Source organism: Photobacterium proteolyticum (assembly GCF_001939735.1).
Classification (GTDB): Bacteria; Pseudomonadota; Gammaproteobacteria; order Enterobacterales; family Vibrionaceae; genus Photobacterium; species Photobacterium proteolyticum.
This window is the reverse complement of sequence record NZ_MJIL01000053.1, coordinates 62,264-83,217: the sequence shown is the minus strand read 5'-3', so window position 1 is coordinate 83,217 and position 20,954 is coordinate 62,264. Positions and strand designations below refer to the sequence as shown.

Below are 20,954 nucleotides of genomic sequence, written 5' to 3'. Positions count from 1 at the left end.
CTCGTGCACCCCTTCATCCGCTGCATCTGCAGCATAGTTTCAAACACCAAGTATTAATTACTTAACGCATTAAAAACGGAATTTCATATGTTGAACACCTTCATTATCGGTGCCAGCGGTTATACCGGCGCAGAGCTGGCGAAAATGGTGCACACCCATCCTCAACTGAATCTGGCGGGCCTGTATGTATCGGCAAATAGCCTTGATGCCAATAAGCCAGTCAGCGACCTGCATGGACAGCTCAAAGGGATTGTCGATCTGCCGCTTCAGCCTTTGACGGATCCTGCTGCGGTTGCCGCCAAGGCAGATATCGTCCTGCTGGCCACGGCCCACGAGGTTAGCCACGACTTGGCAACGATTTTTCTCTCCAAGGACTGTCAGGTGTTTGATTTGTCAGGTGCGTTTCGGGTGCAAGGCGATGACTTCTATACCCAGTACTACGGCTTCGAACATCAGCATCAGCAGTGGCTGGAGAAGGCGGTTTATGGTCTGGCCGAGTGGAATAGCCAGGCGATTAAGCAGGCGCAGCTTGTGGCTGTTCCGGGCTGCTACCCAACCGCATCGCAGCTGGCGCTGAAACCGCTTTTGGAGGCTAACCTTATTGATAAAGACCAGTGGCCTGTTATCAATGCGGTGAGCGGTGTTTCCGGCGCTGGCCGTAAAGCCACTATGGTCAACAGCTTCTGTGAGGTCAGCCTGCAGGCCTATGGCGTCTTCGGTCATCGTCACCAGCCTGAGATTGCGACGCACCTTGGTTGCGATGTGATTTTCACCCCTCATCTCGGCAACTTTAAGCGCGGGATCCTGGCAACGATTACGGCCAAGTTAGCCCCGGGTGTTGATGCCGGGAAAGTAGCCGAGGCCATGCAGCAAGCCTATCAGGGCCAGAGTGGCCAGCATGCTGTCAGGTTGCTGGGCGAGCAAACGGCAAGTATTCAAAATGTTGTTAACACTTGCTTCTGCGATATTGGCTGGAAGGTACAGGGTCAACACATTATTTTAACATCGGCAATTGACAACTTATTGAAAGGTGCCTCATCTCAAGCGATGCAGTGCATAAATATTCGAAATGATTTCCCGCAATTAACGGCGTTGGTTTAGGAGGTAGCACCATGAGTCAGGTCCCTTTGGTAATTAAGTTAGGTGGTGCTGTGCTGTCATGCACGGACACGCTGGAAAAACTGTTCGGTGCGATCAGCCATTATCAGGAAAAAGCCCAGCGACCACTATTGCTGGTTCACGGCGGCGGCTATCTGGTTGACGACCTGATGGAAAAACTGCAGCACGAGACCGTAAAGAAAGAAGGCCTGCGGGTGACCCCGAAAGAGCATATTCCCTTCATTGCCGGCGCGCTGGCCGGTACGGCCAACAAAGTTTTGCAGGGACAGGCGATTAAATCAGGCGTAGCTGCTGTGGGTCTGAGCCTTGCCGATGGCGGCCTGTGCCAGATCACTGAGCTGGACCCGGAGCTGGGTTCAGTCGGCAAGGCTGCCCCGGGCAATAGCGAACTGGTGAAGCTGATTATGGCCTCTGGCTATTTGCCGATTGTCAGCTCGATTGGCCTTGATGGTGATGGCGAACTGATGAACGTCAATGCCGATCAGGCGGCGGTTGCGGTGGCGGCGGCGCTGGATGCTGAACTGGTTCTGCTGTCGGATGTCAGCGGTGTGCTGGACGGCAAAGGGCGGCTGATTGCCAGCCTGACTGAAAACGAAGCCGAGGCGCTGATCACCCAGGCCGTGATCACCGATGGCATGGTCGTCAAGGTACGGGCTGCTTTCGAAGCTGCGAAAGCACTGGGACGGCCGATTGAAGTGGCGACCTGGCGTTACCCGGACAAGCTGGAAGCCTTGTTCGATGGCCAGAGTATCGGCACCAAGTTCTCGGTGTAAGCCGGGCGAAAACAGAATTTATTTGATTAGAACACCCATTATATTAAAACGCCTGAGCGGTATGACCGTCGAGCAGGCAAGCAGGAGAGCATTATGAGCAAGGTAACTAAAGTAGTATTGGCCTATTCCGGCGGTCTGGACACATCAGCGATTATTCCATGGCTGAAAGAAAACTATGACTGTGAGGTTGTGGCGTTTGTGGCCGATGTCGGCCAGGGTGAGGCAGAGCTGGAAGGGATTGAAGAGAAGGCATTGGCCTCGGGAGCATCTTCTTGCTTCATTGCTGACCTTAAGGACGAAATGGTCGCCGACTATATCTACCCGAGCCTTAAGACCGGTGCTATCTACGAAGGCAAATACCTGCTGGGTACTTCAATGGCACGTCCGATTATCGCCAAGGCACAGGTTGAATGTGCACTGGAAGTCGGTGCTGATGCCGTCTGCCACGGCTGTACCGGTAAAGGTAATGACCAGGTACGTTTTGAAAGTGCCTATGCGGCCCTGGCACCACAGCTGACAGTGATTGCGCCTTGGCGTGAGTGGGATCTGCGTAGCCGTGAGGCTCTGCTGGACTATCTGGCCGAGCGTGACATCCCATGTACGGCGTCACTGGAAAAAATCTACTCGCGTGATGCCAATGCCTGGCACATTTCGACTGAGGGCGGAGTACTGGAAGATACCTGGAACCAGCCTAACGAGCTGTGCTGGGTCTGGACTAAAGATCCTGAAGATGCACCAGAAAAACCAGAAACGGTGTCAATCCTGATTGATAAGGGCGAAATTGTCGCGGTTGACGGCGAAGCGATGTCACCACTCAACGTTCTGACCTACCTCAACGAGAAAGGTGCCGAGCACGGTGTCGGCCGTATCGATATCGTCGAGAACCGTCTGGTGGGTATGAAATCCCGTGGCTGCTACGAAACTCCGGGCGGCACGATTATGAACGAGGCACTGCGTGCGGTTGAACAGCTGGTTCTCGACAAGGAATCGTTTGAGTTCCGTGAGTCTATCGGCCTGAAAGCCTCGCACCTTATCTATGACGGTCGTTGGTTTACCCCGCTTTGCAAATCATTGCTGGCAGCTGCCGATGAGCTTGCCCAGGATGTGAGCGGTGAAGTTGTGGTGAAACTCTATAAGGGGCAAGCTACAGTTGTTCAGAAGCGCTCGCTAAACAGCCTGTACTCGGAAGAATTTGCCACCTTTGGTGAAGATGAGGTTTATGACCACAGTCATGCTGAAGGCTTTATCCGCCTGTACTCGCTGGCCAGCCGTATTCGTGCGTTAAACGAACAAAAGAAAAATAAATAATTCAGAGCAATGAGCAAGTCGAGTAGCGAAGCATAGGAGAAGTACCATGGCACTATGGGGCGGACGTTTTAGTCAGGCAGCTGACACACGGTTCAAGCAGTTCAACGATTCACTACGTTTTGATTACCGTTTGGCGGAGCAAGACATCGTTGGTTCTATTGCATGGTCAAAGGCACTGCGTCAGGTGAATGTCCTGACGGATGAAGAGCAGCAGAGGCTCGAGCTGGCGCTGAACGAGCTTAAGCTGGCGGTGATGGAAGATCCGGAGCAAATCCTGCGCTCTGATGCCGAGGACATTCACAGCTGGGTTGAGCAGCAATTGATCAGCAAGGTGGGGGATCTGGGCAAGAAACTGCACACCGGTCGTTCGCGTAACGATCAGGTTGCGACGGATCTGAAGCTATGGTGTCGTCAGCAGGGCCAGCAGCTACTGTTGATGCTCGATAAGCTGCAGAACCAGCTGGTCTCGGTCGCCCGTGACCATCAGGGGACGGTATTGCCTGGCTATACCCATTTGCAGCGGGCACAGCCGGTGACGTTTGCCCACTGGTGTCTGGCCTATGTGGAGATGTTCGAGCGTGATCATTCGCGTCTTCACGACGCGCTTAATCGTCTTGATACCTGTCCGCTGGGTTCGGGGGCGCTGGCCGGTACGGCCTATCCGATTGACCGCGAGGAGCTGGCCCATAGCCTGGGTTTCCACCGGGCAACCCGCAACAGTCTTGACTCGGTGTCTGATCGCGACCACGTGATGGAGCTGTTGTCGACGGCCTCTATTTCGATGCTGCACCTGTCACGGATGGCGGAAGACTTGATCTTCTATAACTCCGGCGAATCGAACTTTATCGAGCTGGCGGATACTGTGACCTCGGGCTCGTCCCTGATGCCGCAGAAGAAAAACCCGGATGCGCTGGAGCTGATCCGGGGTAAATGTGGCCGGGTATACGGTTCGATGGCTGGCATGATGATGACGGTGAAGGCATTGCCGCTGGCCTACAACAAAGACATGCAGGAAGACAAGGAAGGTTTGTTTGATGCCCTTGATAGCTGGCATGACTGTATGGAAATGGCTGCGCTATGTTTTGACGGCATCAAGGTCAATAAGGATCGTACCCTGGAAGCCGCGATGCAGGGCTACTCGAATGCCACCGAGCTGGCTGATTACCTGGTTGCCAAAGGTATCCCGTTCCGTGAAGCCCACCATATCGTCGGGGTGGCCGTGGTGGCCGCTATCGACAAGGGCTGCGCACTGGAAGAGCTGTCACTAACCGAAATGAAAGCCTTCTCCGAGGTGATAGACGAGGATGTGTATCCAATCCTGACGATTGATTCGTGTCTGGACAAGCGTTGTGCCCTTGGTGGGGTCGCACCTAACCAGGTGGATTATGCGATTGGCCAGGCCGAGAAGCGTCTCGAGAAACGCTACTCGCCGGGTGTGAAGGTACGGGGAGCACGTCTGACCGACCTTGATGCCATTGAGGGCATGGTTGTCTACTGGGCTGGACTGGGTGAGAACCTGCCACGGATGCGCAATGAACTGGTGCGTGATATCGGCTCGTTTGCCGTGGCTGAACACCACGGAACAGTGACGGGATGTGCATCGCTGTATGTCTACGACTCCGGATTGGCAGAAATTCGCTCACTGGGTGTCGAGGCCGGCTGGCAGCAGCAGGGCCAGGGTAAGGCGATTGTCGAACATTTGATTGAGAAAGCCGGTCAGATGGCGATCAAGAAGGTCTTTGTACTGACGCGTGTGCCTGAATTCTTTATGAAGCAAGGCTTTATCCCGACATCCAAGTCGTTGTTGCCGGAAAAAGTGATGAAAGACTGTGACCGTTGCCCGCGTCAGCATGCCTGTGACGAAGTCGCGCTGGAAGTGCGTCTGGATCAGGAGCAGGCGATTCCGACAGTAAATGTCGCGTAACGGCTAGCTCGCTATTCGAATGTAAAAAATCCGGTCGCAGGCGTTATCCTGCAGGCCGGATTTTTTTATGGCGATTGTTGCTGGCGCGCGCTCTTGTTGGTCTTTTTTAGCCACAACATGAAGGCGACTACCCAGTGGGCGATCAGCAGCAGGCTGAAGGCGGTGGCGGCAAAAAGAAGGGTAATGGACTCCACGACGGTAGGGGTAGGCAGGTAGAAGTAATACCAGGCGCCCCAACTGATCACGCTCAGTACTGATAGCTGAACCATACATTGGCGGCATCGCCCGAGCTTTTGTTTGAATACTTGCGCCGCTTGGCAGCTACGACAACCCATGATGTCATCCGAATTGCTTTGACAGAAAATAGGATTGTACATGAAAAAAGCCCTCCGGATGGAGGGCGGATCGGTAGTGCAGGAGAGTTGTTGTGTTGATTAACAGCCTGGGCCACAGTCCAGACAGTGCTTGATCATTTCCGGACCCAGGTGCAGCTTGGCATTGAGGTCACGCAGTGCGGTGCGAACCCCTTCCTCGATAACCGGGTGATAGAAAGGCATGTCCAGCATTTCTGCTACGGTCATCTTGTTCTGGTGTGCCCAAGCCAGCAGGTGCGCCAGGTGTTCGGCATTCGGGCCCATCATTTCGGCACCCAGGAAACGGCCGGTACCGTGTTCACCGTAGACATGAAGCATCCCTTTGTTGCGCAGCATGACACGGGAACGGCCCTGATTTTCAAACGACACCTCACCGGTTTCGAAACAGCCGCAGTTACCAAGACGTGTGGTAATTTCCTTGTAGGTTTCGCCGACCATTGCAATTTGCGGATCAGAGAAGACAGCCGAGATTTTCGAGCGGCGCAACCCGGCGCGGATATCCGGGAAGCGGCCGGCGTTATCACCGGCAATACGCCCCTGGTCAGCCGCCTCGTGCAGCAGCGGAAGCTGGTTGCTGGCATCACCGGCGATAAAAATATTCTCGGCCGACGTCTGCAGGGTAAAGTGATCGGCTACCGGTACACCACGTTCATCCAGTTCCAGCGAAGTATTCTCTATCGCCAGCTTGTCGACATTCGGGCGGCGGCCAGTGGCAGCCAGGACATAGTCGACAGTGATCACTTTGAATTCGCCGTCCTTATCCAGGTACTGGATCTCGACAGCATCACCAATACGTTTCATGCTCTCGAGCCTGACATCGGCATCGAGGTAGAACTCTTCGTTGAAGGCCTTGTCGGCATAGGCCATAACAGCAGGGTCGGTGAGTGGACCAACCTGACCACCAAGGCCGAACATGACAACTTCTACACCAAGGCGTTTTAGAGCCTGGCCCAGTTCAAGGCCGATAACACCGGGACCGAATACCGCAACCGAACTTGGCAGGTCGTCCCAGTTGAACACATCATCATTGATGATCAGGCGATCACCCAGCTCGTTCCATACTGCCGGGTAGGCAGGGCGGGAGCCCGTTGCAATCACAATACGCTTGGCGGTGATTTGGGTGTGATCGTCGACGGTCAGGGTGTTGTTGTCGATGAACTTGGCATAGCCGGAAATCTTGTCTTGTGACGGGATTTCGTCGACCCCTTCCAGAACAAAGCCGACAAAGCGGTCTCGCTCGCGCTTGACACGGTCCATGACTTCACGGCCGTTAATGACGATTTCGCCTTGCGGGTGGACACCAAACGCCGGCGCCTTTTCGATCTGGTGAACGCTTTCTGCAGCAGCAATCAGCAGTTTTGATGGCATGCAACCAACGCGGGCACAGGTTGTGCCGTAAGGACCGCCTTCAATCATTACTACGCTATCGGTATGGGCCTTGGCTGCGCGGTATGCGCCCAGGCCTGCGGTGCCACCACCGATGACTGCAACATCAACATTCAGGGTTTTCATTTTTGCTCTCTCCACTCAAATCTTGCCAGTTTTCGGCTGTATTCGTAACGGTGGGGCATTACGCCCCACCTTGTTATTGCTGCCTGGCCGATTTAGCCCAGGAATGCTTCTAGTTCTTCGCTGCCGCCGATGTGCTTGCCGCCGATAAATACCTGAGGCACGGTGCTGCGACCGGATACTGCACGCAGGCTGACAGTGGTTGCATCCTTGCCCAGGATAACTTCTTCATACTGCAGTCCCTTATCGATAAGGTTCTGCTTCGCCTTGGCACAGAACGGACAGCCAGGCTTGGTAAATACCGTGATTGACTCTTGCAGCTTGTGCTCGGGAGCCACGTATTGAAGCATGGTGTCGGCATCAGAGACTTTGAACGGGTCGCCCGGCTCTTCGTTTTCGATGAACATTTTTTCTACCACGCCGTTTTTCACCAGCATGCTGTAGCGCCATGAGCGAGGACCGAAACCAAGTTCCTCCTTGTCGACCAGCATACCCATACCTTTTGAGAACTCGCCGTTGCCGTCTGGGATGAAGGTGATGTTTTCTGCTTCCTGATCAGCCTTCCAGGCGTTCATAACAAAGGTATCGTTGACCGACACGCACAGGATGTCGTCGACACCGTGCTCGGCAAAAACGGATGCCAGTTCGTTGTAGCGCGGCAGGTGGCTTGAAGAACACGTTGGAGTGAAGGCGCCTGGCAGGCTGAATACCACCACTGTCTTGTCGGCAAAAAGCTCGTTGGTGGTTAGGTCAACCCACTGGTTGCCCTGGCGGGTGTGGAAAGTAACCTGTGGGACTGCCTGGCCTTCTTTTGATGCGAACATAATATTTTCCTCAATAATTCAAATGTGTATAGATGGTTTTTATGTCTCAACCGGAGCTTACTCTTCGCTGCTCCGTTTTGATGTGATGATTATGTCGATTTTGGCTTGATAGTTCTAATCGTTTGCTGCTATTGTTTTGATAGTTAATTTCTATCAAAAGATATCTAGTCATGAACATTCGAGATCTTGAGTATCTGGTGGCGTTGTCTGAGCATAAGCATTTCAGAAAAGCGGCCGAGGCCTGTTTTGTCAGCCAGCCCACCCTGAGCGGCCAAATCCGCAAGCTTGAAGACGAGCTCGGTGTATCCCTGCTGGAGCGAACCAGTCGCCGGGTGCTGTTTACCGATGCCGGTCTGAGCCTGGTCTCGCAGGCGCAAAAAGTGCTGCTGGAGGTCAAGGTGCTGACGGAGCTGGCGAGCCAGCAGGGGGAAAGTATGGCCGGGCCGCTGCATATCGGGTTTATTCCGACCGTCGGTCCGTATTTGCTGCCGCACATTATCCCGCAGATCAAGGCTTCGTTTCCGCAACTCGAGTTGTTCCTCCATGAGGCGCAGACCCACCAGTTGGTCCGACAGCTGGAAGAGGGCAAACTGGACTGTATTATTCTGGCCGCCGTCAAAGAGACCGAGCACTTCATTGAGCTGCCGCTCTACCATGAACCTATGGTTCTGGCTGTCCCTGAGGAGCACCCTTGGGCCAAGAAAGAAACGCTGGATATGGCCCAGTTAAACGGCGAAACCCTGTTGATGCTGGGAGACGGCCATTGTCTGCGGGATCAGGCGATGGGCTTTTGCTTTGCCGCCGGTGCCCATGAGGATGGCAGCTTCAAGGCGACCAGTCTTGAGACGTTGCGCAACATGGTTGCCGCGGGAAGCGGGATCACGCTGCTGCCTAAGCTGGCAACGCCCAAAGAGCAAAATCGCGATGGGGTGAGCTATGTAAAAGCCTGCGATCCGGTACCGACACGCCTGATCACCCTTGCATACCGGCCGGGCTCACCGCTGCGGGGACGCTATGAGAAAATCGCCGAGCTGATCAACCAGCATATTGCGGCCCACTTCAGTGTTGATTAAGGGCTATATCGCCAGATATAAAAAGAGCGCCATTCGGTGCTCTTTTTTCGACGTGAACTTGGCGTTGGATCAGAATAGCTCGTCGGAACTGTCTGATTCAAAAATACCGTCAGAGGATCCTTCGCCCACCTGCTCGGTCGGCTCTGTTCCTTTTTCGAAGTACTCGAACATCGAGGTGTAATCATTGCGGTTGCTGAGCTTGCCGGTATCGCGGTCAATCCGGACCTTGACGATATCGGACGGTAGCTGCTTGCGCTGAACCGGCACATCTTCCAGGGCGGTTTCCATAAAGGTTACCCAGGCCGGCTGGGCTGTTTTGGCCCCGGCTTCACCACCGGAAATCTGTTTTTTGTCCAGATTGTTGTTCCAGGCGGCTTTACCCAGCTCACGGCTGTGATCATCAAAGCCGACCCAGGACGTCGCGACAATATTCGGGCCGAAACCTGAGTACCACGCATCTTTCGAACCATTGGTGGTACCGGTTTTACCGCCGACATCACGGCGCTTGAGTACCTGACCGCGCCAGCCGGTGCCGTTCCAGCCGCTGCCGTGACGCCAGTCGCCGCCACCCCAGATATTGCTCTCCAGCATCTCGCGAACGAGAAAGGCATTTTGCTCAGAAATAACCTGTGGCGCATAGCGCGTCTGCTGCTGGTCGCTTTCTATGGCACTGCCGGTATCGCCCAGTTCCTGCTCGCTGATAGCAATGTCGTTCAGTACCGCCCGGCTGGCTGCGATGTTATTGCCGGCCTGCTGCTGTTCCCGCTGACAGTCGTTGTTGCAGACAATATTCGGGTTGGCCTGATAGACCAGATTGCCGTAAGGATCTTCAACGCGCTCGATGAAGTAAGGCTCGACATAATAGCCGCCGTTGGCAAAGACAGAGAAACCCTGGGCCATTTCTAGCGGTGTCAGACTGCCTGCGCCTAGAGCAATGGCTTCTGCCCGCGGCAGATCTTCGCGCTTGAAGCCGAAGCGGGTCAGGTAGCTGATGGTATCGTCCAGACCGACATTTTGCAGTACCCGCACGGCCATCACGTTTTTCGACTGTGCCAGTCCAAGGCGCAGGCGTGTCGGGCCGTTATAGGTTGGTGGCGAGTTTTTAGGACGCCATGCCGTGCCCATGCTCTTGTCCCAGCGGTTGATTGGTGCATCATTGACCAGGGTTGCCAGCGTCATGCCTTTTTCCAGCGCCGCCGAGTAAATGAACGGCTTGATGCTGGAGCCGACCTGACGGATGGACTGGGTGGCACGGTTAAATTTGCTGTGGACAAAGTTGAAGCCGCCGACCATGGCTTTGACTGCGCCGTTTTGCGGGGAGACCGCGACAAAGGCTGTGTTGGCATCAGGTACCTGGCTCAGTACCCACTGCTGGTCTTTTTGCTGTACCCAGATTTGCTGACCGGCCGCCAGAATATCTGCCGCGGTCTTAGGCGCAGGTCCCTGGCGGGTGTCGGTCATGAACTTACGGGCCCATTTCATGCCGCTCCACTCAATGGTGTGCTGTTCGCCGTCATTGGTCAGAACCTGGGCGCTCTTGCCGCTGGTGGCCATAACGACGGCGGCCTGGAGCTCGCCATAGCTCGGCTGTTTGTTCAGGTGCTCGATGACCTTGTCTGTCGTCCAGGCTATCTGTTCGGGTTTCCACAACGTGGCGACAGCGCCTCTGAAGCCATGGCGCTGGTCATAGTTCAGCAGGTTGTTGACTGCTGCCGTCTGGGCTGCACGCTGTAGCTTGGGATCAACCGTGGTGTAGATACGCATGCCGGAGGTATAGGCATCTTCACCGTAGCGCTCAACCATCCAGGCGCGGGCGCGTTCGGCAAAATACGGTGCATTGAGTTCAATTTCTGCACCGTGATAACGGGCGAGAATTGGCTCGGATCGGGCCTGATCGAGTTCAGCCTGGGTGATGTAGCCTTCGGCAAACATACGACCCAGGACGACGTTACGACGTGTGGTGGCGCGATCCATCGAGTAGATCGGGTTCATGGTCGACGGGGCTTTCGGCAGGCCGGCGATAATGGCAATTTCGCTCAGGGTCAGCTGGCTGACCTCTTTGCCAAAATACACCTGCGCCGCTGCACCGACACCGTAGGAACGGTAGCCGAGGTAAATTTTATTGAGGTAAAGCTCGAGGATCTCTTCTTTGCTCAGCAGTTGCTCGATATGGATAGCGATAAAAATCTCTTTGATTTTTCGCATTATCTTCTTTTCGTTGGAGAGAAAGAAGTTTCGGGCCAACTGCTGGGTAATCGTACTTGCCCCCTGTTTGGCCGAACCCGAGGTAGCCACGACAAAGGCGGCACGGGCGATACCGATCGGGTCAATACCGGGATGGTCGTAGTAACGGCTGTCTTCGGTCGCGATGACCGCATTGATCATTTGCGGCGGAATATCGTCAAGTGCCAGAGGAATGCGCCGTTTCTCACCGAACTGGGAGATCAGCTTACCATCTGCACTGAATACCTGCATAGGTGTCTGTAATTCAACATTTTTTAGAGTTGCAACATCTGGGAGCTCTGGTTTTACATAAAGGTAAAAACCAAAGATAGTACCGACTCCAAGAATTGTGCAAATCATTGCAAGGATAAGTAATCGCTTTATGAACTTCACTTGAGAATTCCTGTTACACCATCATTCGACCGTTCAATCTATTTCAACCAATAGTATAAAGATAACTTAAATAAAATTAACGCCATAGGTTGGTGTTTGTTAGAAAAATATATTGCTTTTCCATTAACAGGGAGCATAGCACGGTATGTTTCGGAACCCACCAATAATTGGCATTGATATCGGCCATCATAGCGTTAAAGCGGTCGTCTTGAACCCAAAAAAAGAGCAACTGGAACTCTCTGCCTTTGCAGAAATTACCTTGCCTTCTTCGGTTATTAACGACCAGCATAGCGTGAATACCTCAGCCTTGTTGTCAGCAATACGTAAATTAAAAAAGAGCCTGCCGTTTAACGCCAGAAAAGTGGCTATCGCCCTGCCGGACAGCGCGGTCATTAGTAAAGTGATCCAGCTTGATACGAATCTGAGTGACGAAGAAGCGGAGTTTGCGGTGACCCAGGCGCTCAGTGCTTCTTCCCCCTTTCCGGTTGAAGAGCTCAGTTTGGATTTTTTTCCGCTGTCATCGGATGCCTTTGTTGAAACGGCAACGACCGTACCGTTTCAGGTGTTTGCTGCGCGAAAGGACACCATAGACAGCCGGGTCAAGGCATTAAAAAAGGCGGGCCTGCATCCCGGGGTGGTAGAGCTCCAGACACACGCACTATTGTGGCTGGGCGAGTATATAGCTGAACGCGCCGCGATGCAGGAGTTGTGGGGTGTTGTGGATATCGGGATGCACTGTACAGAATTTAGCATCAAGCCACCTGGCGGTGCGGCCTACCACCGCGAAATGGCTTTTGGTACCTCACTGGTAAGCGGGAATATGGCTGACAGCAGCGAAGAGCCGGAGGTCTTAGCCCCCGAACTCGAGCAGGCAGAAGTCTTTACCAAGCAACTGGCGGATCACCTCAAGCGACAGTTTCAGCTTTATAACTCGACACACCCACGCTCGGTGCTAAAAGGGATTTGGCTGTGTGGCGGGGGACAGCATGTTGTGCTGGAAGAACTGCTGGCACGGTTGCTGGGTGTAGAAGCCAGCTGGATCAACCCTTTTCGGTATTTTCCCTGTAGCAAAAAGCTGGGGCAGATCGCCAGCAATAGCTATTACGGCCAGTATGCGGTTGCGGCCGGGCTGGCTATAAGGGGTGCCAGTCAATGATTGCACGCTTGAATTTGTTGCCATGGCGGGAGGAAAAGCGAAAGCAGCATAAGCAACGTTTTTTTACGATCCTGGCGGGCGTCATGCTGGCAGTCGCCGCCATGCATTGGGTGCTGGCGAGCTACATTGAACAGCAGCAGGCGCACCAGCAGGCACGGAATCAATTGTTGCAGCATGAAATATCAACACTCGAGCGCCAGCTTGCATTTTTACCCGGCCTCGACAGACAGCGCGCAGCACTTAATAAGCGGCTTGGGGTGATAGGGGACATTCAGCAGGAGCGTAATCAAATCACGCTCCTGCTGAGTATATTACCCGGTATTGTTCCGCAGGGAGTCTACCTCGACAGTGTGTCGATGTCGTCCAACCGGATCGCCGTCAATGGGATCGGTGACTCTACCGGTCGTCTGGCCATACTGCTATCCAATGCCGAGCAGTCCCCCTGGCTGGAGGATGTGGCCATGCACTCGATTGTAGCGACGAAAGGTGATCAGGCACAGGACCAGACCCGGTTTAATGCCTCGTTTACCCTGGCAACGCATCCGGAGTCGGCATCCGGGAAAACCCATAGCCAACAAGGAAAACGGCAGTGAGTGACTGGCAAGATTTAGACCTGGATGAAATAACCGAGTGGCCGTTGATACCGCAATGTGTCGTGGCGTTGTTTCTGGCATTGGCGATGGGCACTGCAGGCTATTGGTATTGGCTGACACCGTTGCAAGAGGAGCTGGCCCGACTAAAGCATACAGAACAGGAGCTTCGCCAGCAGGTTGGAAAGCGGGCCAGCCAAGTGGCGGCCCTGCCCAAGGTAAGAGATCAGATTGAAGCGCTGGAAGAGCGCTATCAGTATGTCGTACAGCAATTGCCCGAGGAGGAGGAGCTGGCAAGCCTGCTGTCTGGCGTGAATGACATCGGGGTCCGCAATGGCCTCGAGTTTCAACGTATCGAATGGGGCCCAAGGCGTGAACACCCTCTGTATTACGAACTTCCCATCAATATTGCCCTGACTGGCCGCTACGTAAACATCGGTCAGTTTGCGGAGTCGGTTGCCAGGCTATCACGTATTGTGACCCTGAATGACTTCGATTTGGTTTTTCTCCGGCAGCACCAAAACCAGGAAACCCTGTCGCTGAAGGTGTCTGCCAGTACCTATCGTTTTAAAGCGCCAAAATAGAGGTGGCCGGTTTGAAAAGGATATCATTGCTGGTCTTCATGTGCTGGCTGGTGGTTGGCTGCCGGGCCAATGAAGATTCTGTTCGGCAGTTTATTGAACAGGCTCATAACCAGGCTCTGGTGCAGATAGCTCCCCTGCAGGAACAGTATGTCTTTGTGGCTGACGAGTTTGTTATGGCCAGTAATCGAATCCCCTTTGTTCGACCTCGCCCGGAACTGAAGACCGTCGGGCAGGAGAGAGATATGGCTTGCTGGCAGCCGGATATGACGCGTGCACGCAGTGCTTTGGAGGGTGTTCCTTTGGCCCAGCTCCGGATGAAAGGGGTTATCGGTGACAAGCGTGTACTTTGGGCGATTATTGCCAGGCCAGACGGCAAGCTGGAAAAAGTCCGGGACGGGCACTACCTGGGCCTCAATTTCGGCAAGGTTCGACAGGTTAGCCCGAGCAGTGTCGAGATTGAAGAAGTATTACCTGACGGTATGGGGTGCTGGTTGAAAAGGCTGACCACATTGCCACTCGCTTCTGCAGGTTCTGCCGTATAGAAGGAAGAAACAAAAGATGAAAAGGATTTTTCCAGTATCCACTGGTGCGTGGGCCAGGTATTGGCTGCCTGTGTGGCTGTGTCTGGTCTCGATGGCTTTTCCTGTGGCTGCCGTGATGGTGGTGGATAACCAGATAGCCGATATTGATTTCAGGCGGGACAAGCAAAACCGGGGGGTACTCAGTGTCAAGCTGGCCAAGCCCCAGTCGCTGGTTGATATGCGCAAGTCCGGCAGGCAGCTTTACATTGAAATGATGGGGACGACGCTCAGTGACGAGATGGTGTATCTGCTCGATGTTGCCGACTTTGCCACGGTTGTCGAGTCCGTCGAGACGCTGCGGACCGAAAAGGGGGCCCGGCTGGTGCTCAACACAACCGCCGACTTTGTCTACGACTATGACTTGAAAGGCGCACTGTTAACGGTGTTTGTTGCCGGCCGGCCTGAGCAGGCCAAGGCGGGGCAGAGCCGTGACGTGAGTTACAGTGGCAAGCCTATTTCAATTAATTTTCAGGATATTCCCGTTCGTAACGTGCTTCAGCTGATTGCGGAATATAACGATTTCAACCTCGTGGTCTCAGACTCCGTGCAGGGCAGTGTGACCCTGCGCTTGGATGATGTGCCCTGGCCTCAGGTCCTGGAAATTATCCTGCAGGCCAAAGGGCTGGATAAGCGGGTGCAGGGCTCGGTGGTATTGATCGCTCCGAAGCAGGAGCTGACCCAGAGCGAGCAGCAGGTTCTCGAGGCCAGGCGTAAGGAGCAGGAACTGGCTTCATTGCGCTCGGAAATCATTCAGGTCAATTTTGCCAAAGCCACGGATCTTGCCGAGTTGCTTCAGGGGGGGGGCGGGGGCAGCAGCATGCTCTCAAACCGGGGCTCCCTGCATGTCGATGACCGTACCAACTCATTGATTGTCAATGATCTTGGTGAGCGTATCGATACCATCAAGAATATCATTGCCGCGCTGGATATTCCGGTCAAGCAGGTTCATATCGAGGCCAGGATCGTTTCGGTCAATGAAGGGGATATTGATGAAATCGGGGTTCGCTGGGGGGTACTGAGTAGCAGCGGCAGCAAGACGGTCGGCGGCTCGATTGAGAGCAATCTTAACTCTGTCGGGCTGTTGGAAGAAGAGGCGACAGTGGAAGATTTCCTTAACGTCAACTTGGCCGCCACTCAGGCCGGGGCCTCCAGTATTGCCTTCCAGGTTGCCAAAATGGGCGATATCCTGCTGGATCTCGAGCTCTCTGCCCTGCAGTCGGAAAATAAGCTGGAAATCATTTCCAGCCCGCGGCTTGTCACTACCAACAAGCAGATGGCCTATATCGAGCAGGGGACTGAGATCCCCTACCTGGAGGCCTCGTCAAGCGGGGCGGTATCTGTTGGCTTTAAGAAGGCGGTACTGAGCCTGATGGTGACGCCGCAGATCACCCCGGATGACAAACTGGTGCTGGATTTGGTGGTGACCCAGGACAAACCGGGAGATGTCGTGAGTACCGGTACCAGCGAGGCGGTAGCCATTGATACCCAGCGAATCGGCACCCAGGTGCTGGTGAATAATGGCGAGACGGTGGTGCTGGGGGGGATTTATCAGCACCAAACCAATAACTCGATCAGAAAAGTCCCCGTATTGGGGGATTTGCCGATACTTGGTGCCTTGTTCCGCCACAAACTGAACAAGCTGGCCAAGCGAGAGTTGCTGATCTTCGTGACCCCGAAGATAGTGATGCGGTAAGTATACGGGAGTCATGGACAGTGCAGGCAGGGTTGACGGTATGATTGTTAGATGCGCGCTGCACCATGATGAAAAGCTAACTTATTGTGTTTATTGATGGCTTTGGCCTCTACAAGGCGATTATTCCGCAGGATCCCCGTGCCGATGCGTGTCTCAAGGGTAATTAAATTGGTAATGAGGCACACTAGCTATTGCCAAATGATAGCGAGTCCTGAGATAATTTTCGGTCTTATCACGAATTAAATGTGAGGAAGTTGGCGCCTCGGGCTTATTTATCGATAGCCTGCGGGCGGTGTCGTTTTATTAACCGCGCGTAAAATTGCTAAAAATGGCTGAAAAACGAAATATTTTCCTGGTCGGCCCAATGGGTGCCGGCAAAAGCACTATTGGTAGACATCTTGCACAGCAGCTACATATGGAATTCTTTGACTCTGATTCTGTCATTGAAGACCGTACTGGAGCCGATATCAGCTGGGTATTCGATGTGGAAGGTGAAGACGGTTTCCGTGTTCGCGAAGAGAACGTGATCAATGACCTGACCCAGGAGCAAGGGATCGTCCTTGCGACAGGTGGTGGTTCCGTTAAAAGTAAAGAGAACCGCAACCGCCTTTCTGCTCGTGGTATTGTGGTTTATCTTGAAACTACCATAGAAAAACAACTCGCCCGTACTCAGCGTGACAAAAAGCGTCCTCTGCTACAGACAGATACGCCACGCGAAGTACTTGAAGCTCTGGCAGAAGAGCGTAACCCTTTGTATGAAGAGGTTGCAGACTATGTGGTTCGCACTGACGATCAGAGCGCCAAGGTAGTTGCAAACCAAATCATCAAAATGCTTGAAGAGCGTTAATCAATAGTAAGAGAAGCTGACCATGGAACGGATCAACGTCAACTTAGGTGACAGAAGCTACCCAATCTCAATCGGCGCCGAGTTATTTACTGACCCGGCGTTGTTTTCCTCTGCCATCAGTGCCGGTCGACGTGTTGTCGTGGTCAGCAATGAAACGGTGTCGCCGCTGTATGCCGATACAGTGATGGCGACTATCCGTCAGCTCCAATGCGATGTCGCTCTGCTTTCGCTGCCTGACGGTGAGCAATACAAAACCCTGGAGACCTTCAACCAAATCATGACATTTTTGCTGGAAGGCAATTACGGTCGTGATGTGGTGATTGTTGCACTCGGGGGCGGTGTTATTGGCGATGTAGTGGGGTTTGCGGCTGCCAGCTACCAGCGTGGTGTCGATTTTATCCAGGTACCGACCACCCTGTTGTCACAGGTGGACTCTTCTGTCGGCGGTAAAACGGCGGTAAACCATCCCCTGGGTAAAAACATGGTTGGGGCCTTTTACCAGCCTAAGGCCGTTGTGATTGATAACCACTGCCTGAAAACCTTGCCTGAGCGCGAGTTTGCTGCTGGCATGGCAGAAGTGATCAAGTACGGTATTATCGCTGACAGTGAATTCTTCACCTGGCTGGAGCAAAACCTCGAGAAGCTGCAGGCATTGGATAATGATGCGCTCAGTTATGCGATCGGTCGCTGCTGCCAGATCAAAGCGGATGTTGTTGCTGCCGACGAAAAAGAGTCAGGCGTACGTGCATTGCTGAATCTGGGGCATACCTTTGGCCATGCTATTGAGGCTGAAATGGGGTATGGCAACTGGCTGCACGGCGAAGCGGTGTCGGCAGGCACAGTACAGGCCGCCCAGACTGCCCATCTGCATGGTCTATTGTCGTCAGATGATGTCCAGCGAATTACCCGCTTGCTCGAGCGGGCTAACCTACCGGTCAAAGCCCCGGCATCAATGAATTTTGATTGTTATATGAAGCATATGATGCGGGATAAAAAAGTCTTGTCAGGTCAGCTAAGGCTGGTATTACCGACATCTATCGGTAGTGCCGAGGTCGTGGCTGATGTGCCCCACGATATCTTGCGTCGTGTGATTAATTCTTGAAGTTGTGAACAACCATGACTCGTGACACCTCAGTCGCAGCGTTGGATCTGGATACCCAGGTCCAACTCCTTTCCCGTATACAGTTTTTAACCCGCTTTAGTTCTAATCTTATTCAGATAACTGGCCGCGAAGGGGCCGGTAAAACATGGCTGGCACAGCGTTACCTGGAACAATGGGCGCAGGGTAGCAACCAGACGCTATTGCTTTGCCACAGGGCACAGTCCGACAGCCAGCATCGCTCTATCATACTGAAGCAGCTTGTTGCCCAGCCGGTTTTCAACGAACAGGACCCGCTGCAGGAAAGTGTCGATCGCATGCTCGGAAGTGGTCCTGCCAATTTACTGCTGGTTATTGATGATGCGCACTTGCTCAGTGCGACGCTCATTGCCGAGCTATGGGCCTTGGTGCAACAGGCGCAGAACATGCCTGGCTGGCAAATCAACGTGTTGCTCTTTAGCCAGTCGGGGCGGCTGGACAAATATCTGAGCCAGGTTTCCCATGGTCAGGGGGCGGCACCGCTTGAGTTGGAAATTGTTGACTTCAGTGAACAAGAAGTGCAAACCTTTGTCGAAGTGATATTTGCCACAGATAGGTTGGATGCCCACGGAAGGCGCGCGTTGAGGGATAAAGCGGCAGCGTCATCGCCTGTTCCCGGGGCACTGATGCAACTAGAACAAACGGAGCAGACAAATATGGCCAGTTCACGATCACGTACCTTATCGCCAATGACATTGCTGGCTGTTTTACTCGTTGTTGCAGCTGCCGGGCTGGCGTTCGTCTTTTTTCCGGCAGGTGATTCCGAGCCGGTTGTTGCACAGACTGAGAGTCCGGAACCGGCCGACGAGGCTCGTCAGGCACTGACCCTGTCAACCGGACAGGTGGAAGAAGAGCTGAGCGAATCGCTGCCTGAGCCAATATCCGGCGAAACAGCGCTATCACGAGATGTTACCGATAGCATCAATGATGATTCTCACCGCCTGCCTCAGGAGATCTCGCTGGAGGGACTGACTGTTGGCCGCAGCGATGATAATCAGCGGGTTGTGCTGCCGTCAGATGTTGTGGATGCGATGATCACCGAACAGGAACTGGGGGGCAGTGGGGCCATTGCGCTTGCCGAACAGCCCGCTGTTGAAGAGGCTGTGAGCGAAGCCATTCAGCCTGCGGATACCGCAGGGCAGACAGGTCGGGAGATCGCATTGGTGGCAGGTGAGCAGGTCCCGCAAAGCGAGCCCGGATCCGATGTTTTGCCTGAGCCTGTCTCAGCAGCTCCCGCAGATCAAGCGGAAGAGGAAAGCACCAATCTTGGGGCTGCCCTGAAAGGGGTCGACAAGCGACATTATGCGCTGCAGCTGGCTGCTCTCAAGTCGCTGTCGGCAGCCAATAAATTCATTGCTGAGTACCAAATCGCCAATATTGCAACCATCTATGAGACCCGCCGCAATGGCGAGCCGTGGTTTATTGTGATCAGTGGTGACTACCCGAATATTGTTGCTGCCCGCAGGGCAGAAACACAGTTGCCGGAGAGGCTACAAGTTGTTCAGCCATGGGTAAAATCTTACGCACAGATCCATCGTGAAATCGAGCGGGTGAAATAATCACAGCGGCAAGCAGATAATTACGTGAATTGGTATCAGACTCGGGGTGAAATGAGGTACAATCCGCCACCTTTCGTAACAATATCGGTTCTGGTGGTGGTTAGCTGAATGAAAAAGCATCGTGCATTCCTTAAATGGGCTGGAGGCAAATACTCTCTGGTCGAGGATATCGAGCGCCATCTGCCACCTGCGCGTAAACTGGTCGAGCCCTTTGTCGGGGCCGGCTCTGTCTTTCTGAATACTGATTTCGAGCATTATCTGCTGGCGGACATCAATCCGGATTTGATCAATCTCTATAACACCCTGAAAGAGAAGCCTGAGACCTATATCAACGACGTGAAAAGCTTTTTCACACCGGAGTACAACCAGAAAAGCGCATACCTGGAAATTCGCGAAGCCTTTAACAAGACCGATGATCCCTATCTTCGTTCTCTGTACTTCCTGTATATGAACCGCCATGGCTTTAATGGCCTGTGTCGTTATAACAAGAAAGGCGGCTTCAACGTCCCGTTTGGCTCCTACAAGAAGCCGTATTTCCCCGAGGACGAAATGTATTTCTTTGCCGAGAAGGCCAAGCGCGCGACGTTTGTTTGCGAAGGCTATCAGCAGACGTTTTCCCGGGCCCGTAAAGGGTGCGTGATTTACTGCGATCCGCCTTATGCGCCGTTGTCGACCACGGCGAATTTTACTTCATATGCAGGAAATGGGTTTAGCCTGGATGATCAGGCGGCATTGGCCGATGTGGCAGAGAAGGCCGCCACTGAGCGCGACATACCGGTATTGATATCCAATCACGATACTACGCTGACCCGCCGTCTGTACCACGGTGCCGAGCTGTCCGTGGTCAAGGTGAAGCGTACCATCAGCCGTAACGGCAGCGGACGCAATAAGGTAGATGAGCTACTGGCGTTGTTTAAGCCGCCGGTAGTCTAGCGTCCGTGGGTTGCTGTGACGACAAGGGTGATGGCAGCCACCAGGGCAATAAATAACAGAATCCCGCTGATCCCGGCAATAATAAATGGCCAGGGTGACTTCTGGCTGAAGTCATGCTGGCGGTTGCGATCCGACTGTACCCCGAATAGGGCCGCCGCGATGCTGAGAGCCAGGCTTTTTGGCTTGTTGTTCTGATTTTTCTTATCGTTAACGCGTTGTTTTTCCATTCCCACCTCCTCATGCTCTAAAAGCATAGTCATTATATTATCAATTGCAGGTAGAAATCCGTTAAGACATCATTCTTTGGATCGGGTAGAATTGCGCCGATTTCCGATAACGTTTTCGTATGTACC

Annotated in this window: 19 protein-coding genes; 14 read left to right on the top strand and 5 right to left on the bottom strand. The window is 53.6% G+C overall.

Going from position 1 to position 20,954, the window contains the following annotated elements; genetic code table 11:
- The first annotated feature begins 87 nt into the window (after nt 1-87).
- The 4 genes from argC to argH all read left to right on the top strand — a co-directional run bounded on the left by argC (nt 88) and on the right by argH (nt 5,124).
- On the top strand, nt 88-1,101 hold the full coding sequence (gene argC / locus BIT28_RS07300) for an N-acetyl-gamma-glutamyl-phosphate reductase (protein WP_075762970.1): 1,014 nt from the start codon (nt 88-90) through the stop codon (nt 1,099-1,101).
- An 11-nt stretch (nt 1,102-1,112) separates the two neighbouring features.
- Nucleotides 1,113-1,892, top strand: coding sequence for an acetylglutamate kinase (gene argB / locus BIT28_RS07295; RefSeq protein ID WP_075762969.1), 780 nt, complete (start codon nt 1,113-1,115; stop codon nt 1,890-1,892).
- A 93-nt stretch (nt 1,893-1,985) separates the two neighbouring features.
- Nucleotides 1,986-3,200 (top strand): argininosuccinate synthase, encoded by a 1,215-nt coding sequence (locus BIT28_RS07290; protein ID WP_075762968.1) that lies wholly within the window; start codon nt 1,986-1,988, stop codon nt 3,198-3,200.
- Between the two features lie 46 nt (nt 3,201-3,246).
- Nucleotides 3,247-5,124, top strand: coding sequence for an argininosuccinate lyase (gene argH, locus BIT28_RS07285; RefSeq protein ID WP_075762967.1), 1,878 nt, complete (start codon nt 3,247-3,249; stop codon nt 5,122-5,124).
- 65 nt (nt 5,125-5,189) lie between these two features.
- Here the strand turns inward: argH and BIT28_RS07280 are convergent, their stop codons facing one another.
- The 3 genes from BIT28_RS07280 to BIT28_RS07270 form a co-directional block, all read right to left on the bottom strand.
- Nucleotides 5,190-5,459, bottom strand: a complete 270-nt coding sequence (locus BIT28_RS07280; protein ID WP_075763044.1) for a DUF3624 domain-containing protein — start codon at nt 5,457-5,459, stop codon at nt 5,190-5,192.
- Between the two features lie 99 nt (nt 5,460-5,558).
- On the bottom strand, nt 5,559-7,010 hold the full coding sequence (locus BIT28_RS07275) for a dihydrolipoyl dehydrogenase (protein ID WP_075762966.1): 1,452 nt from the start codon (nt 7,008-7,010) through the stop codon (nt 5,559-5,561).
- 92 nt (nt 7,011-7,102) lie between these two features.
- Nucleotides 7,103-7,831 carry a glutathione peroxidase gene (locus BIT28_RS07270; protein ID WP_075762965.1) on the bottom strand — a complete coding sequence of 243 codons (729 nt, stop codon included), beginning with the start codon at nt 7,829-7,831 and terminating at the stop codon, nt 7,103-7,105.
- Nucleotides 7,832-8,001: 170 nt separating this feature from the next.
- Here BIT28_RS07270 and oxyR point away from each other — a divergent pair, with 170 nt between their 5' ends.
- On the top strand, nt 8,002-8,904 hold the full coding sequence (oxyR, locus tag BIT28_RS07265; RefSeq protein ID WP_075762964.1) for a DNA-binding transcriptional regulator OxyR: 903 nt from the start codon (nt 8,002-8,004) through the stop codon (nt 8,902-8,904).
- A gap of 69 nt (nt 8,905-8,973) precedes the next feature.
- Here oxyR and BIT28_RS07260 read toward each other — a convergent pair whose 3' ends face one another.
- Complete coding sequence (locus tag BIT28_RS07260; protein WP_075762963.1) at nt 8,974-11,520, bottom strand: penicillin-binding protein 1A; 2,547 nt, start codon at nt 11,518-11,520, stop codon at nt 8,974-8,976.
- A gap of 145 nt (nt 11,521-11,665) precedes the next feature.
- On the opposite strand from BIT28_RS07260, the gene pilM reads away from it, so the two are divergent.
- The 9 genes from pilM to BIT28_RS07215 all read left to right on the top strand — a co-directional run bounded on the left by pilM (nt 11,666) and on the right by BIT28_RS07215 (nt 20,601).
- On the top strand, nt 11,666-12,676 hold the full coding sequence (gene pilM / locus BIT28_RS07255; protein WP_075762962.1) for a type IV pilus biogenesis protein PilM: 1,011 nt from the start codon (nt 11,666-11,668) through the stop codon (nt 12,674-12,676).
- Nucleotides 12,673-13,269, top strand: a complete 597-nt coding sequence (locus BIT28_RS07250; protein WP_075762961.1) for a PilN domain-containing protein — start codon at nt 12,673-12,675, stop codon at nt 13,267-13,269. Before pilM ends, BIT28_RS07250 begins: the two co-directional genes overlap by 4 nt.
- The gene (locus tag BIT28_RS07245) at nt 13,266-13,850 is read left to right on the top strand and encodes a type IV pilus inner membrane component PilO (RefSeq protein WP_075762960.1); all 585 of its coding nucleotides are present in this window, start codon (nt 13,266-13,268) and stop codon (nt 13,848-13,850) included. Before BIT28_RS07250 ends, BIT28_RS07245 begins: the two co-directional genes overlap by 4 nt.
- Nucleotides 13,851-13,861: 11 nt before the next feature.
- Nucleotides 13,862-14,392, top strand: a complete 531-nt coding sequence (locus tag BIT28_RS07240) for a pilus assembly protein PilP (RefSeq protein ID WP_075763043.1) — start codon at nt 13,862-13,864, stop codon at nt 14,390-14,392.
- A 16-nt stretch (nt 14,393-14,408) separates the two neighbouring features.
- A complete protein-coding gene (locus BIT28_RS07235) occupies nt 14,409-16,124 on the top strand; it encodes a type IV pilus secretin PilQ (protein WP_075762959.1) in 1,716 nt (571 codons plus the stop codon).
- Between the two features lie 328 nt (nt 16,125-16,452).
- The gene (gene aroK / locus BIT28_RS07230) at nt 16,453-16,971 is read left to right on the top strand and encodes a shikimate kinase AroK (RefSeq protein ID WP_075762958.1); all 519 of its coding nucleotides are present in this window, start codon (nt 16,453-16,455) and stop codon (nt 16,969-16,971) included.
- Nucleotides 16,972-16,993: 22 nt separating this feature from the next.
- Nucleotides 16,994-18,073, top strand: coding sequence for a 3-dehydroquinate synthase (aroB, locus tag BIT28_RS07225; RefSeq protein WP_075762957.1), 1,080 nt, complete (start codon nt 16,994-16,996; stop codon nt 18,071-18,073).
- 14 nt (nt 18,074-18,087) lie between these two features.
- The gene (locus tag BIT28_RS07220) at nt 18,088-19,668 is read left to right on the top strand and encodes an AAA family ATPase (RefSeq protein ID WP_075762956.1); all 1,581 of its coding nucleotides are present in this window, start codon (nt 18,088-18,090) and stop codon (nt 19,666-19,668) included.
- 108 nt (nt 19,669-19,776) lie between these two features.
- Entirely contained in the window at nt 19,777-20,601 is an 825-nt protein-coding gene (locus BIT28_RS07215) for a Dam family site-specific DNA-(adenine-N6)-methyltransferase (RefSeq protein ID WP_075762955.1), read from the top strand.
- On the opposite strand, the gene BIT28_RS07210 is transcribed toward BIT28_RS07215, so the two are convergent.
- Entirely contained in the window at nt 20,598-20,828 is a 231-nt protein-coding gene (locus BIT28_RS07210; RefSeq protein WP_075762954.1) for a DUF2970 domain-containing protein, read from the bottom strand. The two genes, BIT28_RS07215 and BIT28_RS07210, sit on opposite strands and share 4 nt — an antisense overlap.
- Nucleotides 20,829-20,954: the final 126 nt, after the last annotated feature.